Here is a 14,081-nt window from a genome sequence, read left to right on the forward strand (position 1 = left end):
GATGCGGCGACCCGACAAGCCAGCTCCCACATTTGAACCGTGCCCGCTTTAGCTTTTGATTTTGCTCTTCAACACTCAAGCCTAGGCGAGGTGCCGAGTGGTGGGGCAAGAGCGTTTTGCTTACTTTTGACTGGGCCGGCATTCCGGCTTTTCAAAAGTGAGCCGCTGTAAGAGCGGAACCAATACAAGCCATCACCCAAATAACGGATATGCCCCCACCCCAACCAGGAACGCCTCAGGACTTAGGCGTCAAATCCACCTTGAACCATTTTTCGCTGAGTTTCTTAACAGTCCCATCAGCAATCGCTTCTTTCAACGCCGCATCAAACTTGGCCTTCAACTCCGGATCGCTCTTGCGAAAACCCAGGCCCTCGCCATCACCCCAGATAGGGCCTTTGATCTGCGGCCCGGTATACGCCAGCCCCTTGTTCTCAGGCTTGGACATGATCGAATCAAGGAACGTAACGTCATCAAAAATCGCGTCAATACGGCCCGATTGCAGATCAAGAATCGCATCGGCCGACGTGTTGTACTCACGAATCGTTGCCACGTCCTTGAAGTTCTCATCAATGAACTTGGTGTAAATGATGCCTGAAGCGATCCCGATGGTTTTACCCTTCAGCGCCTGACGCAACGGCTCGATCGCATCGTGAATCGCCTTCGGATCAGCACTCAGCGTAATCGCATTCGCCGCCCCGGTTTTACCCGGCAGCAACGCCGCATCCTGCGCGACAAAGTTGGCCGGCGTCTGCGCGTAGGGAATCGAAAAATCCATGACCTGCTTACGGTCGTCAGTGATAACGATCGCATCCATCAACACATCAAACTTCCCTGCGTTGAGACTGGCAATCATGCCATCCCAGTTCTGCACGGTGATCTTGCACTGCAGCTTCATCTTGGCGCACAGGTAGTCCATCAGCTCAGGCTCGAAACCACTGATCTTCCCGCCTGGCAATGTCAGGTTCCAGGGCTCGTACGCGCCCTCGGTCGCGATGTTCACGGACGTCCAGTCCTTTGCCTGCAGTCCGGAAGCACTTGCCATCACTAGTGTCGCTACAGCAACAGAGCCTAACCAATTCGATTTTTTAGCGGTCATTTCTATTTCCTACCAATGTTTTGATGTGGGCTTAGGACTTTTTTCTCGAACGCATACAGGTTTGGGGACTGGCCGATTCGCTCTCCAGTCTGCACATGACTCCACATGTACATACATGTCATTGCAAAATATTTGCCAGCTTTTAAAAATAAATAACCTGTTGATTTTCAAGAAAATTAAACATGGTTAGAAAATGTACGCGGTTTTTTCGCCCTGTTTTGGGTCGATAGGTAGCGTTTTGCACCCGCCCGTGCGCTGTCAGGTGTCAGGCGTGGGGGCAGGGTTCGCGGCGAGTATTGGCGTGAATCCCAGGTGCTCAAGCAGTCGCGCCATATCGCGGACTGCGATCGACAGGGTCGCGGTATTCACCAGCGGATGGCAGAGAATCCTGTCGCCGTTCCACACCTCTCCGGCGATCACAACCTGGGTGACGCGCTGCACGTCATTGCACAACCCCAGCAATGACACCGCTCCCGGCTCCACGCCCAGGGTTTCCATCAGGCGGCGCGGCGAGGCGAATCTCAGGCCCTTGAGGCCGAGGGTTTGCGAGAGTGCACGCAGGTCCAGGCGCTGCTCGCTCTTGAGCACCACCAGGGTGGGATTCAAGCCTTTGGCATCGCACAGGAAGATGTTCTTGACCGCCTGCCCGCTGATTCCGATGTCCAGTTTGTCGGCTTCTTCGCAGGTGCGCACGGCGCTGTGTTCCACGTATTCATAGGCAATGGAGCAGGTATCGAGCAGGTGTAGAACGTCTTTGGGTTGAAGCATTCGCAAAGTCCCCGGGTATCGCTTTGTCTGCGCCAAAAATGGCAAAGGCCCGCCGTCCGAAAAGGAGGGCAGGCCGTTTGACGGCGTGGTTGTCAGTTCAGGTGATGGGCCACCAGGTCGTTGATTTTCCCGCTGCGCACCTGGTCAATCACACTGGCCATGTCAGCGTAAAACGCGCGGTCGTTATCCGCCACCGGCACCTCACTGCGCACCAGGTCATAGACCGCCTTGGTCGCGGTCGATGCCTTGTTCACATCGTGGAAATCCAGGGCCTGGCACGCGACCAGCACTTCGATGGCCACCACCGACTGGAGTTTTTGCGAGACTTTGTAGGCCTTGATCACCGCGTTGTAGGCCAGGCTGACCGGGTCTTCCTGGTTGCCGCAGGTAGAGACGCTGTCGATCGACGATGGCATCGACAGGGTTTTCATTTCGGCGTACAGCCCGGCGGCGGTGTACTGGACGATCATGTAGCCGCTGTTCAGGCCCGGGTTGCGCACCAGGAAGGCCGGCATTTCGCTGAAGTGCGAGTTGATCATGCGGTCGGTCCGGCGCTCGGAAATTTTCGCCATGTTGGTCAGCGCCACACACAGTGTGTCGGCTGCAATCCCGATGTAGGTGCCGTCGAAGTTGGCGCCGGAAATCGCGATACCGTCACCGTCGTCCAGCGGGAAAATCACCGGGTTGTCGCCCGAAGAATTGATTTCGCGCTCGATGGTTTCCCGCGCGTAGTTGATGAACTGCCGGGAAGCACCATGCACTTGGGGGATGGCACGCAGGCTGTAGACGTCCTGCAGGCGGTAATCGATGTTGTCTGCGATGAGCTGGCTGTCGTGCAGAATAGCCTTGATATTGGCGGCGGTTGCGGCCTGTGCGGGGTGAGCCTTGATCGAGTGGTAGCGCGGGTCGAACGCGCGGATGGTGCCCTTGAGCGCCTCCAGCGACATGGCCGCCGCCACGTCCGCCAGGTCGGCAGCCTGCATCGCGTTGTACAGCGCCAGCGTAGCGATGGCGGTCACCGACGTGGTGCCGTTCAACATCGCCAGGCCTTCCTTGCACTGCAGGTCGGTCGGTTGCAGGCCGACCTGTTGCAGGGCGGTTGCGCCATCCACCAGTGCACCGCCCTTGACGCTGGCGCGGCCTTCGCCGAGCAGCACCAGGGCCAGGTGGCCTTCTACCGCGAGGTAACCCACCGAGCCTTCGCCCGGCGCAAAGGGCACCACGTCGTGGTTGAGCAGGCCGGCGATCAGTTCCAGCAGTTCCAGGCGCACCCCGGAGTAGCCTTTGCCCAGGCTGATCAACACCATCAACTGGATCGCCCGCACCTGTTCACGCACCAGCGGTTCGCCGACGGAAACAGCGTGGGAACGCACGATGTTGACTTGCAGTTCCTTGGCGTTTTCCGGGGAGATCACATGCCGCACGTTGTCGCCAAAACCGGTGGTCACGCCGTACACCAAACGGTTTTCATCGAGGAATCGCTCGATCAACCCACGGGACTTTTTAACCCGGTTCTTGTAACTGTCGGCAAACGAAACAGTGGCCGAATAGCGGGCGATCGCCACGAACTCTTCGATGCTGGGTTCTCTGTCGCCTAACACGACATGGGTAATTTGTTCAGGCAGGGTTTTCATCAGCGACTCCAGCAGGGCGTAACGCAATGGGGTGGGAAGTGGTTTAACTCTACGGGTTGCACTGACTGAAGAAAATATGAGGTTTTCTGTTACTTTTAGTAGAAAATCTAAACTGCTGAAGTCGCGAGATTCCCCCATGAGCCGTTTACCGCCGTTGCGCGCGTTGCAAGTGTTTGAAGTGGTGGGCCACTGCGCCGGTATGTCCCAGGCGGCGATTCGCCTGGGGATCTCGGTGGGCGCTGTCAGCCAGCAAATGAAACTGCTCGAAGATGCCCTGGGCATGAAGCTGACGCTCAAGGACGGCCAGCGCCTGCGCTTGAACAGCGTCGGCGAACGCCTGCACGCCCGCTGCACCGCGGCGTTCGAAGAACTCAGGCTGGCGGTGGCCGAGGCCGAGCGGGCGAAGAATCCCAACAACCTGTATATCAGTTGCCTGCCATCGCTGATGACCAAATGGCTGTCGCCGCTGATCGACGAGTGGGGGCAGGACGAAACCGACCTGGACATCTACCTCGACAGCACCCTCGATGATGCATCGGGGGAGGAAAGTGCCGACTTTCGCATCGGTTATGGCGAGCACCCCGAGCATGCCGGGCATAGCGTGCCGCTGTTCCGCGATTGTGTGGTGCCCACCTGTTCACCGCAGTTGCTGGAACGGGTTGCGTGCGCGCGGGACTTGCTCGATTACCGCCTGATCGGCATCGACTCGCGGCCCAAATTCGATTCGCCGCCTTCGTGGACCCAATGGTTCAGCGAGCTGGAAGGGCAAACCGGCCAGCCCATCGTGATCCGCCGCAATTACTCATCATCGATTACCGCGATCCAGGCGGCCATCGACCGGCAAGGCATCGTGCTGGCGCAGTTCTCAATGATCGCCGGGGACCTGCGCGCCGGTAGGCTGGTGATTCCCTGGCGGTTCGCCGTGCCGCTGGCGGCGCCGTACTACCTGAGTTGGCACCCCAATACACTGCACAAACAGCAGTGCCGTGGGTTTCAACGCTGGATGATTGGGCAGGGGCAGAAACAGGAGAAAATTACCGCTGCCATGCTTTCTGCTGCGCACTTTGATCATTAAGTTGTCACTTACGGTCATTGAGCGCCAGCCGGCGGACTCTTAGTCTGTGGGACATAAACCGATGGAGTGCCATTCGAGCGCTCCACGTCCCGTGATGATCCGTTGTGGAGCTGTACCATGACCGCTGCTGCCTACCCGCACTTGCTGGCCCCGTTGGACCTGGGTTTTACCACCCTGCGCAACCGTACTCTGATGGGCTCGATGCACACCGGCCTTGAAGAGAAACCCGGCGGCTTCGAGCGCATGGCGGCCTATTTTGCCGAACGTGCCCGTGGCGGCGTGGGCCTGATGGTCACCGGCGGCATTGGCCCCAACGATGAAGGTGGGGTGTATGGCGGTGCGGCCAAGCTGACCACCGACGAAGAAGCGCAGAAGCACAAGATCGTCACCCGGGCGGTGCACGAGGCGGGCGGCAAGATCTGCATGCAGATCCTCCACGCCGGGCGTTATGCCTACAGCCCGAAGCAGGTGGCACCGAGCGCAATCCAGGCGCCGATCAACCCGTTCAAGCCCAAAGAGCTGGACGAAGAAGGCATCGAAAAACAGATCAATGATTTCGTCACCTGCTCGGTGCTGGCCCAGGTCGCCGAGTACGACGGCGTGGAAATCATGGGTTCGGAAGGCTACTTCATCAACCAGTTCCTCGCCGCCCACACCAACCACCGCACCGACCGTTGGGGTGGCAGCTACGAAAACCGCATGCGTCTGCCGGTGGAAATCGTGCGCCGGGTGCGCGAAGCCGTAGGCCCGAATTTCATCATCATCTTCCGCCTGTCGATGCTCGACCTGGTGGAAGGCGGCAGCACCTGGGAAGAGATCGTGCAGTTGGCCAAGGCCATCGAGCAGGCCGGTGCAACGATCATCAACACCGGCATCGGCTGGCACGAAGCGCGGATCCCGACCATCGCCACCAAGGTGCCGCGTGGCGCGTTCAGCAAGGTCACCGCGAAGTTGCGCGGTGCGGTGCAGATTCCGTTGATCACCACCAACCGGATCAACACCCCGGAAATCGCCGAGCAGATTTTGGCCGAAGGCGATGCCGACATGGTCTCGATGGCTCGCCCATTCCTCGCCGACCCGGACTTCGTCAACAAGGCTGCCGAAGGCCGCGCCGATGAGATCAACACCTGCATCGGCTGCAACCAGGCCTGCCTGGACCACACCTTCGGCGGCAAGCTGACCACCTGCCTGGTCAACCCACGTGCGTGCTACGAGACCGAGCTCAACTACCTGCCGGTCAAGCAGATCAAGAAAGTCGCCGTGGTCGGTGCCGGTCCTGCGGGCCTGGCGGCCGCCACCGTCGCCGCCGAGCGTGGGCATCAGGTGACGCTGTTCGATTCGGCCAGCGAGATCGGCGGCCAGTTCAACATCGCCAAGCGTGTGCCGGGCAAGGAAGAGTTCTTCGAGACCCTGCGCTACTTCAAGCGCAAGTTGCAGACCACTCACGTCGAACTGTGCCTGGACACCCGGGTCGACGTTGAGCAGCTTGTTGCGGGCGGTTATGACGAGATCATCCTCGCGACCGGCATCGCGCCGCGTATTCCGGCGATTCCCGGTGTGGAAAACGCCAAGGTATTGAGCTACCTCGACGTGATCCTGGAGCGTAAGCCGGTGGGTCATCGCGTGGCGGTGATCGGTGCCGGCGGTATCGGTTTTGACGTCTCGGAATTCCTCGTGCACCAGGGCGTGTCCACCAGCCTGGACCGCGAGGCGTTCTGGAAAGAGTGGGGCATCGACACCCACCTTGAAGCCCGCGGCGGTGTGGCCGGGATCAAGCCCGAGCGCCATGCGCCGGCGCGTGAAGTGTTCCTGTTGCAGCGCAAGACCTCCAAGGTCGGTGACGGCCTGGGCAAGACCACCGGCTGGATCCACCGCACCGGCTTGAAGAACAAGCAGGTGCAGATGCTCAACAGTGTCGAGTACCTGAAGATCGACGATGAGGGCCTGCACATCCGCATCGGCGCCGAGGGTGAACCGAAGGTGCTGGCGGTGGACAACATCGTGATCTGCGCCGGGCAGGACCCGCTGCGGGAATTGCAGGATGGCCTGGTGGCGGCCGGGCAGAACGTGCACCTGATCGGCGGTGCGGACGTGGCGGCCGAGCTGGATGCCAAGCGCGCTATCAACCAGGGTTCGCGCCTGGCGGCCGAGCTGTAAGCACGTAAAAGGGGCGGTGGTAGACTACCGCCCCTTTTCTTGTGCAGAACCGCCCTCATGGGTCCTTTCGACTGGCTCCCCCACGCGCCCCTTGAACCCCTGAAGCTGGACTGGATGGGGCCGGTGGAAGTCGCCGTGCTGCGCCTGGATCGCATCGACCCGCTGATCAGCGGCAACAAGTGGTTCAAGCTCACCGAGCACCTGGCGCAAGGCCGGGCGGCGGGCGCCAGCGGGATCATCAGCCTGGGCGGCGCTTACTCCAATCACCTGCATGCACTGGCGGCGGCCGGGAAACGCTTCGGCTTTCCTACCGTTGGCTTGCTGCGTGGCCATCCGCAAGACACACCCACGGTGCTCGACCTCAAGGCCTTCGGCATGCAACTGCATTGGCTGGGGTATGGCGGCTATCGCGCGCGCAACGAGCCGGACTTCTGGCTGCCCTGGCGCGAGCAGTATCCGCACCTGCACCCGGTACCTGAAGGCGGCGGGGGCCTGGCGGGCGCGTTGGGTTGCGGGGTTTTGGTGAATCAGGCGCAGGCGCAATTAAACGGCCTGGGCTGGACGGACTATCACGGTTGGTGGCTGGCGGCAGGTACCGGTACTACATTGGCGGGATTGGTGCTGGCGGAGGCGGGCGCGCATCCGGTATATGGCGCCCTGGCGGTGCCCGACGACCACGGGGTGGCGCAACAGGTGCAGGCGCTTGTGCAGCAGGGTTATGAATTGCTGGAGGCCAGCCGGGGCGGCTTTGCCAAGGTTGATCCGGAGTTGCTGGCCTTTATCGACGCTACCGAGCAAGCCTGTGGCCTGGCGCTGGAGCCGCTGTATACCGGCAAGGCGTTATTGGCGTTGAAACAACAGATTGAAGCCGGGAGATTTTCCCCCGGCACCCGCCTGATCTTCGTCCACACCGGTGGCCTGCAAGGCCGCCGGGGTTTCCCTGTTGCACCCGGTTAATGTAGGAGCTGGCTTGCCTGCGATGCAGACACCGCGGTGTATCAGTGGCACCGAGGTGATGCTATCGCAGGCAAGCCAGCTCCCACACACGCCAGCTGCCACATTCAATCCGTGGGCTCACTGAATGCTCCCTCTCTTGCCGGGCATCATCCGCAACGCAGTGTTGTCGCGCATCACATAGTGATGGGCCAACCCGGCCAGCGCATGCAGCCCGATCAGCCAGTAACCGACCTTGCCGAACAGCACATGCCAGCTTTCAATCTCCTTGGCCAACGCCTTGTTTTCGGCAATCAACGGCGGCAGCTCGATGCCGTAGAACATCACCGAATGTCCCTCGGCGCTGACGATCAGCCAGCCGGCGATGGGCATGCCGATCATCAAGGCGTACAGCGCCATGTGCATCAGGGTAGCCAGGAAGGATTGCCATTGCGGCGGGGCCGGTACGATCTTCGGCGCCACCCCCAGGCTGCGGGCGAACAACCGTAGCCACACCAGCACAAACACCGTCAGGCCGAACATGAAGTGCATTTCCACGATCAACGTACGTGCGCCGCTGCCTTTGGGAAACTGCCCGCGTAACTCAATGCAGGCGTAGACCACCGCCAGCAGCACCACCATCAGCCAGTGCAACGCAATCGACATGGTGCTGTAACGCGTATCGGAATTTTTCCAGGGCATCGCTTTCTTCCTCACTCATCAGGGCAAACCTCCGTTCTTTCGCGACGGAGTCCTTTCAATGTAAGCCTGTTTTACGAGGTTTGCCCGTGAGAGGAGGGTGTATAGGCGATCTTTTGATCTCGATCAGTTGCCCTGCGGCATTTCACCCCGTGCCAGGCGCTGGTTGATGTCGGCGATCACCGCAGGCAGGTCGGTGATGGTGTCGATCATGTAGTGTGGGCGCGAGCCTTCGAACATGGCCTGGATACGCGTGCGTTCGCTGGCGAGTGTGCCGGCGTCGAGGGCGCGGAACTGCTCGTAGGTCAGGCCCAGGGCGTTGCCCGAGCAGGTCAGCGCCACGGTCCACATCCCGGCGCGACGGCCTTCGAGAATGCCTGGCACGGTGTCGTCGATCTTCACGCAGGCCGCTACGTCATCGATCCCGAGGGCGATCACGTTGGCCAGGGCCTGGGCCGGCCATGGTCGGCCGTTGGGTACTTCGTCGGTGGCGACCACGTGGTCGGCGATATAGCCATTGGTGGCAGCCAGTTCGACCACCTTGTCCATCACCTGCTTGGGGTAGCCGGAGCACGAACCGATCTTGATCCCTTGCTGGCGCAGGTTGGCGATAGTGTCCAGGGCACCGGGGATCAATGCCGAGTGCTCGGCGATCTTCTCGATCTGCAGCGGCATGAAGCGCTGGTAGATGGCGGTCACATCATCGTCAGTCGGTGTGCGGCCAAAGGCCTTGCGATAGCGCTCGGCCACCTGCGGCTGGTCGCACAGGGTGCGGATGTGGTCCCACTTGCCCATGCCCATCGGGCCACGGGCTTCCTCGATGGAGACCTGCACGTCGAACTCGGCGAAGGCTTCGACAAAAATCTGCGTGGGCGCGAACGAGCCGAAATCGACCACGGTGCCGGCCCAGTCGAGGATCGCGGCTTGAAGCTGGGTTGGGTTTGCGTAGTTCATGGTTCAGATCCTGTGAGTAGTGGGCAGTCAGATGTCGAGCACGTTCATTTCTTGCAGCACCTCGGCTACCGCCGCGACCGCGGCTTGCATCTCGGCCTGGTTCACATGGCCTATGCAGCCCACGCGGAAGGTTTCCACCTGGGTCAATTTGCCGGGATAAAGGATGAAGCCCTTGGCCTTGACCCGTTCGTAGAACTCCTTGAACTGGTAGCGCGGATCTTTCGGCGCGTGGAAGGTAACGATGATCGGCGCCTGGATCGCGGCGGGCAGGAAGCTGCGCAGGCCCAGTTCGGCCATGCCGTCCAGCAATGCCTGGCAGTTGTCGGCGTAGCGCTGGTGCCGGGCGGGCAGGCCGCCTTCTTCGTTGTATTGCAGCAGCGCTTCGTGCAGCGCCGCCACCACGTGGGTCGGCGGTGTGAAGCGCCATTGGCCGGTCTTGGCCATGTAGCTGTGCTGGTCGAAAAGGTCCATCGCCAGGGAGTGGCAGTTGCCTTGGGCTGCAGCCAGCGCCTGCTTTTCAGCGAACACGAAACCCATCCCCGGTACGCCTTCCAGGCACTTGCCGGAGGCGGCGATCAGCGCGTCGAACGGCACCTCTCGGGCGTCGATCGGCAGCGCGCCGAAGGAACTCATGGCGTCGATAATCAGGCGCTTGCCGTGGCGGGCGATGACCTGGGCGATCTCGGGCAACGGGTTGAGAATCCCGGTGCTGGTTTCGCAATGGATCAGTGCGACGTGGGTGATGCCCTTGTCGGCGTGCAACAGGCGGTCGACGTCGGCGGCGGTGGTGGGTTCGTCCTCGGCAGTTTCAAAGGTACTGAACTCGCGGCCGAGCACTTCGCAAATCTTCGCCAGGCGCTTGCCGTAGGCGCCGTTGATCAGCACCAGCACCTTGCCGTCCCGTGGCACGAGGGTGCCGATGGCCGCTTCCACGGCAAAGGTGCCGCTGCCTTGCAATGGCACGCAATGGTGGCTGGCGGTGCCGTTGACGATCACCAGCAGTTGCTCGCAAAGACTGGCGGTCAGTTGATTGAAGCGGTCATCCCATGAACCCCAGTCGACCATCATGGCCTGGCGGGTGCGGGCCGAGGTGGTCAAGGGCCCCGGGGTCAGCAGGATCGGCGCGGCAGTGCTCATTCGTGTGTCCTCGCAAAACATTGGGATGAAGTTACGGCGCCTAAATTGCAGTTTGGCTTGTCATCAATCAAATTGTTTGTTGTTATGCGAGCTATCAGTGAGGCCGATAGCTATGAACCTGTTTCAACTGCGTGCGTTTGATGCGGTGGCCCGCGAGGGCAGTTTTACCCGGGCGGCCGAGCGCCTGTTCATCAGCCAGCCGGCGGTGACCGGGCATATCAAGGCGCTGGAGGAGCACTACCAGATCGCGCTGCTGCGGCGTACCGCGCGGCGGGTGGAGTTGACCGAGGAGGGCACCAAACTCGCGGCGATCACCCGGGCGATCTTCGGCCTGGTGGAAGAGGCGCAGACGTTGCTGGAGGCCAACCGGCAATTACTTACCGGGCGCCTGGAAGTGGCGGCGGACGGGCCGCACATGGTCATGCCGATGCTGGCCAGCCTACGGCAGCGGTATCCGGGGATTACTGTCAATTTGCGCCTGGGCAATGCGCAGGAAACCCTCGCGGCGCTGTTGTCGGAGCGGGCTGACGTGGCGGTGTTGACCGAGGTGGAGCCGCGCAAGGGCCTGCACTTGCAGCCGTTGATCGAGTCACGGATTTGCGCGTTGGTGCCGGCCGGCCATCCGTGGCTGGCGGAGCCTGCGGGAATTCGGCTGGAGCAATTGGATCAGGTGATCATGGTGTTGCGTGAACCCAGCTCGATTACGCGGCGGACCTTTGACGATGCCTGCGCCCAGGCCGGCGTGCAGCCCCGGGTGTTGCTGGAACTGGACAGCCGTGAGGCGGTGACGGAAGCGGTGGCGGCCGAGTTGGGGGTTGGGGTGGTGTCGTCGATGGAAGTCAGCCGGGATCCGCGGGTGCACGCGATTCCGATCCAGGGCGAGGGGCTGATGAACCGGCATGTGATCGGGTGCATGGAGCGGCGGCGGGAGTTGCGGTTGATTCAGGCGTTTTTCGAGTTGGCGCCCTGAGTGGGGGTTGGCTGAAGATCGAGTTGGCCCCTTCGCGAGCAAGCCCGCTCCCACATTCGACCGCGTTCCATCGGTAGAACTCGGTCAACTGTGGGAGCGGGCTTGCTCGCGAAGGGGCCCTCAACTTCACCGCAAACTTTCCCGCACAATCTCCAGAAACGTCGCCACCACCCGCCGCGAACTCTGCTCTTTCAAGCACACCAGTGTTTCCTTCATCCGCTGCGTACAGTCACGGATCGGCATCGCATACACCCGCGAATCTGCGCCAAACTCCGCAGCCGACACCACGCCCACGCCAATCCCCACCACCACCGCCTCCCGCGCGGCTTCGCGGCCTTCCACCTGGATCGCCGGGCGAATGCGCAGCCCGGCCTGGTGCATTTCCTGCTCCAGGGTCTGGCGGGTCACCGAGCCGATTTCCCGCAACACCAGCGGCGTATCGTCCAGGTCCGCCAGGCAGATCGACTCGCGGCCCGCCCACGGGTGGTTGCGGGCGACAAACGCGAGCAATTGGTCATCGGGCAGCGGCAGTGACAGCAGCCGCTCGTCGTCCACATCGCGCCCCAGCAGCGCGAGGTCGGCCTGGTAGTTGTACAGGCGAAACAGTGATTCATCGGTGTTGCCGGTTTCGATCTTCACGCTGATGCCCGGGTACAACTGGCAGAAGCGCGCAATCTGCGGCAGCACATGCACCGGGGCGTCCACCGCGAGTGTCAGGGTGCCGGTTTGCAAGGCGCGGGAATCCTGCAACAGCTCTTCGGCTTCCGCCGCGACGGCAAACAGACGCTGGGTGATGCTCAACAGGCGCTCGCCGAGGTCGGTCAAGCGCACCGAACGTTTGTTGCGATGAAACAGCAGCACGCCGAAACGTTCCTCAAGCTTGCGCACCTGGTCGGAAATGGCCGGCTGGCTGAGGAACAAGCGTTCGGCGGCGTGGGTAAAACTGCCGTGGACGGCCACCGCATGGAAGGCTTTGAGTTGCGCGTGAGACACCGACATCGCGAATCCTCTTACAAGCTCAGCTTATATTTGAAATACGATAAATCGATTTTACCTATTAGTCAGCCATTGCTTTGATAGCCCCAGTCGCCGTAGGTCGAGTCCTACACCTTCGGCGGCCATGGGTTTTCTGCGTGCTCACCAGCAGGACTCATCTGACCAGCACCGTCGCCTCCCAAGCGCCGGTACTGCAGTGCTCAACAATAAAAATACAGGCGTTTGCTTTTCATTCTGCCGGCACACTCACACCCGAGGTCAGAACCACCATGAATACTCCCTTGAGTCACATCAAGCGTTGGCGCGTGCAGATTTTCGCCATCACCTGGCTGGCGTACGCGGCCTTCTATTTCACCCGCAAGGCTTTTTCGGTGGCCAAGCTGGGGATCGTCGACGACCCGAGTTTCCCGCTGGACAAGATGATGATGGCCAACCTGGATGGCATCTACCTGGCGGCCTACGCCGTTGGCCAATTCACCTGGGGCATGCTCGCCGACCGTTTCGGGCCGCGTGTGGTGGTACTCGGCGGGTTGGTGATTTCAGCCGCCGCCGCCCTGGTGATGGGCACGTTTGCCACGTTACCGATCTTTGTCACGTGCATGTTGATCCAGGGCCTGGCCCAGTCCACCGGCTGGTCCGGGCTGTGCAAGAACCTTGGCAGTTTCTTCCCGGCGCAGCAGCGTGGCCGGGTGCTGGGTTTATGGAGCTCGTGCTACGCCTTTGGTGGCCTGGTGGCGTCGCCGTTTGCCGGATGGTGGGCGTATACGCTGATCGGCACCTGGCATGCGGCATTTATCTCCAGTGCGGCTGTGGTCTTCGTGGTCGCGGTGCTGTTTTTCATTTTCCAGCGCAACACGCCACAGGATGTGGGGTTACCGGCAGTGGAACCGGAACCGGAACAGACTGCCGCCGAGAAGAACGCCAGTGTGCTGGAGCCGCTGCGGGCCATCTTGCGCAACCGTACTGTGTTGACCCTGGGGCTGGCGTACTTTCTGTTGAAACCGGCGCGTTACGCGATCCTGTTGTGGGGGCCGGTGATTGTGTATGAGCAGATGCCGTCGGTGGGCAAGGTCGGTGCAGCGATTGTGCCGACGGCGTTCGAGCTGGCGGGGTTGCTGGGGCCGATCATGATCGGCATGGCGTCCGACAAACTGTTCGGCGCCCGGCGCATGCCGGCCTGTGTCCTCAGCCTGCTGGCGCTGACCGTGGCCCTGGCGTTGTTCATGGGCGCCTTGCACACCGGCAGTGTGGCGCTGGTGATGGCGCTGCTGTTTGTGATGGGCCTGACCCTGTACGGGCCGGACTCGATGATCAGCAGCACCGCCGCCATCGACTTCGGTACCGCCAAGGCCGGCGCGACGGCGGCGGGGTTCGTCAACGGCTGCGGTTCGGTGGGGGCGATCCTTGGCGGCTTGCTGCCGGGCTACTTCGACACCGTCACGGTGTTTATCGTGTTTGCCGGTGCCGCGCTGTTTTCCTCCCTGGTGTTGATGCCCTATTGGAACGCCAGGCCGGCGGTGCTGGCGCAGGTGGGCGACTTCGTGCCCGACCGTGAACGCGCCATCAATCCCTTGCGGACCTGAGGGGCATGGCCGGTTTTTTGGTGGATTAGAGTGTTTCAGCGCTATAAACTCTGCCCCCAAAGCGCCGGCCAGTAGACGT

The 14,081-nt window shown here is 61.3% G+C and carries 12 protein-coding genes; 5 read left to right on the top strand and 7 right to left on the bottom strand.

Features of this window, described 5'->3' with window-relative positions:
* Window positions 1–235: 235 nt before the first annotated feature.
* From HX821_RS28845 to hutH, 3 genes are all read right to left on the bottom strand, one after another.
* On the bottom strand, window positions 236–1,000 hold the full coding sequence (locus HX821_RS28845) for a transporter substrate-binding domain-containing protein (protein WP_003212408.1): 765 nt from the start codon (window positions 998–1,000) through the stop codon (window positions 236–238).
* A gap of 354 nt (window positions 1,001–1,354) precedes the next feature.
* A complete protein-coding gene (locus tag HX821_RS28850; protein ID WP_177037114.1) occupies window positions 1,355–1,864 on the bottom strand; it encodes a prolyl-tRNA synthetase associated domain-containing protein in 510 nt (169 codons plus the stop codon).
* 92 nt (window positions 1,865–1,956) lie between these two features.
* A complete protein-coding gene (hutH, locus tag HX821_RS28855; protein WP_177037116.1) occupies window positions 1,957–3,498 on the bottom strand; it encodes a histidine ammonia-lyase in 1,542 nt (513 codons plus the stop codon).
* Between the two features lie 136 nt (window positions 3,499–3,634).
* Here hutH and HX821_RS28860 point away from each other — a divergent pair, with 136 nt between their 5' ends.
* The 3 genes from HX821_RS28860 to HX821_RS28870 all read left to right on the top strand — a co-directional run bounded on the left by HX821_RS28860 (window position 3,635) and on the right by HX821_RS28870 (window position 7,687).
* A complete protein-coding gene (locus HX821_RS28860) occupies window positions 3,635–4,573 on the top strand; it encodes a LysR substrate-binding domain-containing protein (protein ID WP_003212414.1) in 939 nt (312 codons plus the stop codon).
* Window positions 4,574–4,690: 117 nt separating this feature from the next.
* Entirely contained in the window at window positions 4,691–6,730 is a 2,040-nt protein-coding gene (locus HX821_RS28865; protein WP_177037119.1) for an NADPH-dependent 2,4-dienoyl-CoA reductase, read from the top strand.
* Window positions 6,731–6,787: 57 nt separating this feature from the next.
* Window positions 6,788–7,687 (top strand): 1-aminocyclopropane-1-carboxylate deaminase/D-cysteine desulfhydrase, encoded by a 900-nt coding sequence (locus tag HX821_RS28870; RefSeq protein WP_177029095.1) that lies wholly within the window; start codon window positions 6,788–6,790, stop codon window positions 7,685–7,687.
* Window positions 7,688–7,804: 117 nt separating this feature from the next.
* Here HX821_RS28870 and HX821_RS28875 read toward each other — a convergent pair whose 3' ends face one another.
* The 3 genes from HX821_RS28875 to HX821_RS28885 all read right to left on the bottom strand — a co-directional run bounded on the left by HX821_RS28875 (window position 7,805) and on the right by HX821_RS28885 (window position 10,453).
* Entirely contained in the window at window positions 7,805–8,365 is a 561-nt protein-coding gene (locus HX821_RS28875; protein ID WP_177037121.1) for a cytochrome b, read from the bottom strand.
* A 123-nt stretch (window positions 8,366–8,488) separates the two neighbouring features.
* Window positions 8,489–9,316: a phosphonoacetaldehyde hydrolase gene (gene phnX, locus HX821_RS28880; protein WP_003212423.1), complete on the bottom strand. Its 828-nt coding sequence runs from the start codon at window positions 9,314–9,316 to the stop codon at window positions 8,489–8,491.
* A 27-nt stretch (window positions 9,317–9,343) separates the two neighbouring features.
* Window positions 9,344–10,453, bottom strand: a complete 1,110-nt coding sequence (locus HX821_RS28885) for a 2-aminoethylphosphonate--pyruvate transaminase (protein ID WP_003212425.1) — start codon at window positions 10,451–10,453, stop codon at window positions 9,344–9,346.
* Between the two features lie 112 nt (window positions 10,454–10,565).
* Between HX821_RS28885 and HX821_RS28890 the strand changes: the two genes are divergently transcribed.
* On the top strand, window positions 10,566–11,423 hold the full coding sequence (locus HX821_RS28890) for a LysR substrate-binding domain-containing protein (protein WP_177009832.1): 858 nt from the start codon (window positions 10,566–10,568) through the stop codon (window positions 11,421–11,423).
* A 126-nt stretch (window positions 11,424–11,549) separates the two neighbouring features.
* Here the strand turns inward: HX821_RS28890 and HX821_RS28895 are convergent, their stop codons facing one another.
* Window positions 11,550–12,422 (bottom strand): LysR substrate-binding domain-containing protein, encoded by an 873-nt coding sequence (locus tag HX821_RS28895; protein ID WP_003212428.1) that lies wholly within the window; start codon window positions 12,420–12,422, stop codon window positions 11,550–11,552.
* A gap of 266 nt (window positions 12,423–12,688) precedes the next feature.
* Here HX821_RS28895 and HX821_RS28900 point away from each other — a divergent pair, with 266 nt between their 5' ends.
* Window positions 12,689–14,002, top strand: a complete 1,314-nt coding sequence (locus tag HX821_RS28900; protein WP_177029093.1) for an MFS transporter — start codon at window positions 12,689–12,691, stop codon at window positions 14,000–14,002.
* Window positions 14,003–14,081 lie beyond the last annotated feature (79 nt).

Origin of the sequence: Pseudomonas sp. B6001 (assembly GCF_013386015.1) — a bacterium.
GTDB lineage: Bacteria > Pseudomonadota > Gammaproteobacteria > Pseudomonadales > Pseudomonadaceae > Aquipseudomonas.

Excerpts from the sequence above, each read along its gene's own strand:
- HX821_RS28900 (WP_177029093.1), top strand. The coding sequence starts at position 12,689 with ATGAATACTCCCTTGAGTCACATCAAGCGTTGGCGCGTGCAGATTTTC.
- HX821_RS28865 (WP_177037119.1), top strand. The coding sequence starts at position 4,691 with ATGACCGCTGCTGCCTACCCGCACTTGCTGGCCCCGTTGGACCTGGGT.
- hutH (WP_177037116.1), bottom strand. The coding sequence starts at position 3,498 with ATGAAAACCCTGCCTGAACAAATTACCCATGTCGTGTTAGGCGACAGA.
- HX821_RS28895 (WP_003212428.1), bottom strand. The coding sequence starts at position 12,422 with ATGTCGGTGTCTCACGCGCAACTCAAAGCCTTCCATGCGGTGGCCGTC.
- HX821_RS28875 (WP_177037121.1), bottom strand. The coding sequence starts at position 8,365 with ATGCCCTGGAAAAATTCCGATACGCGTTACAGCACCATGTCGATTGCG.
- HX821_RS28890 (WP_177009832.1), top strand. The coding sequence starts at position 10,566 with ATGAACCTGTTTCAACTGCGTGCGTTTGATGCGGTGGCCCGCGAGGGC.
- HX821_RS28885 (WP_003212425.1), bottom strand. The coding sequence starts at position 10,453 with ATGAGCACTGCCGCGCCGATCCTGCTGACCCCGGGGCCCTTGACCACC.
- HX821_RS28870 (WP_177029095.1), top strand. The coding sequence starts at position 6,788 with ATGGGTCCTTTCGACTGGCTCCCCCACGCGCCCCTTGAACCCCTGAAG.
- HX821_RS28860 (WP_003212414.1), top strand. The coding sequence starts at position 3,635 with ATGAGCCGTTTACCGCCGTTGCGCGCGTTGCAAGTGTTTGAAGTGGTG.
- phnX (WP_003212423.1), bottom strand. The coding sequence starts at position 9,316 with ATGAACTACGCAAACCCAACCCAGCTTCAAGCCGCGATCCTCGACTGG.
- HX821_RS28850 (WP_177037114.1), bottom strand. The coding sequence starts at position 1,864 with ATGCTTCAACCCAAAGACGTTCTACACCTGCTCGATACCTGCTCCATT.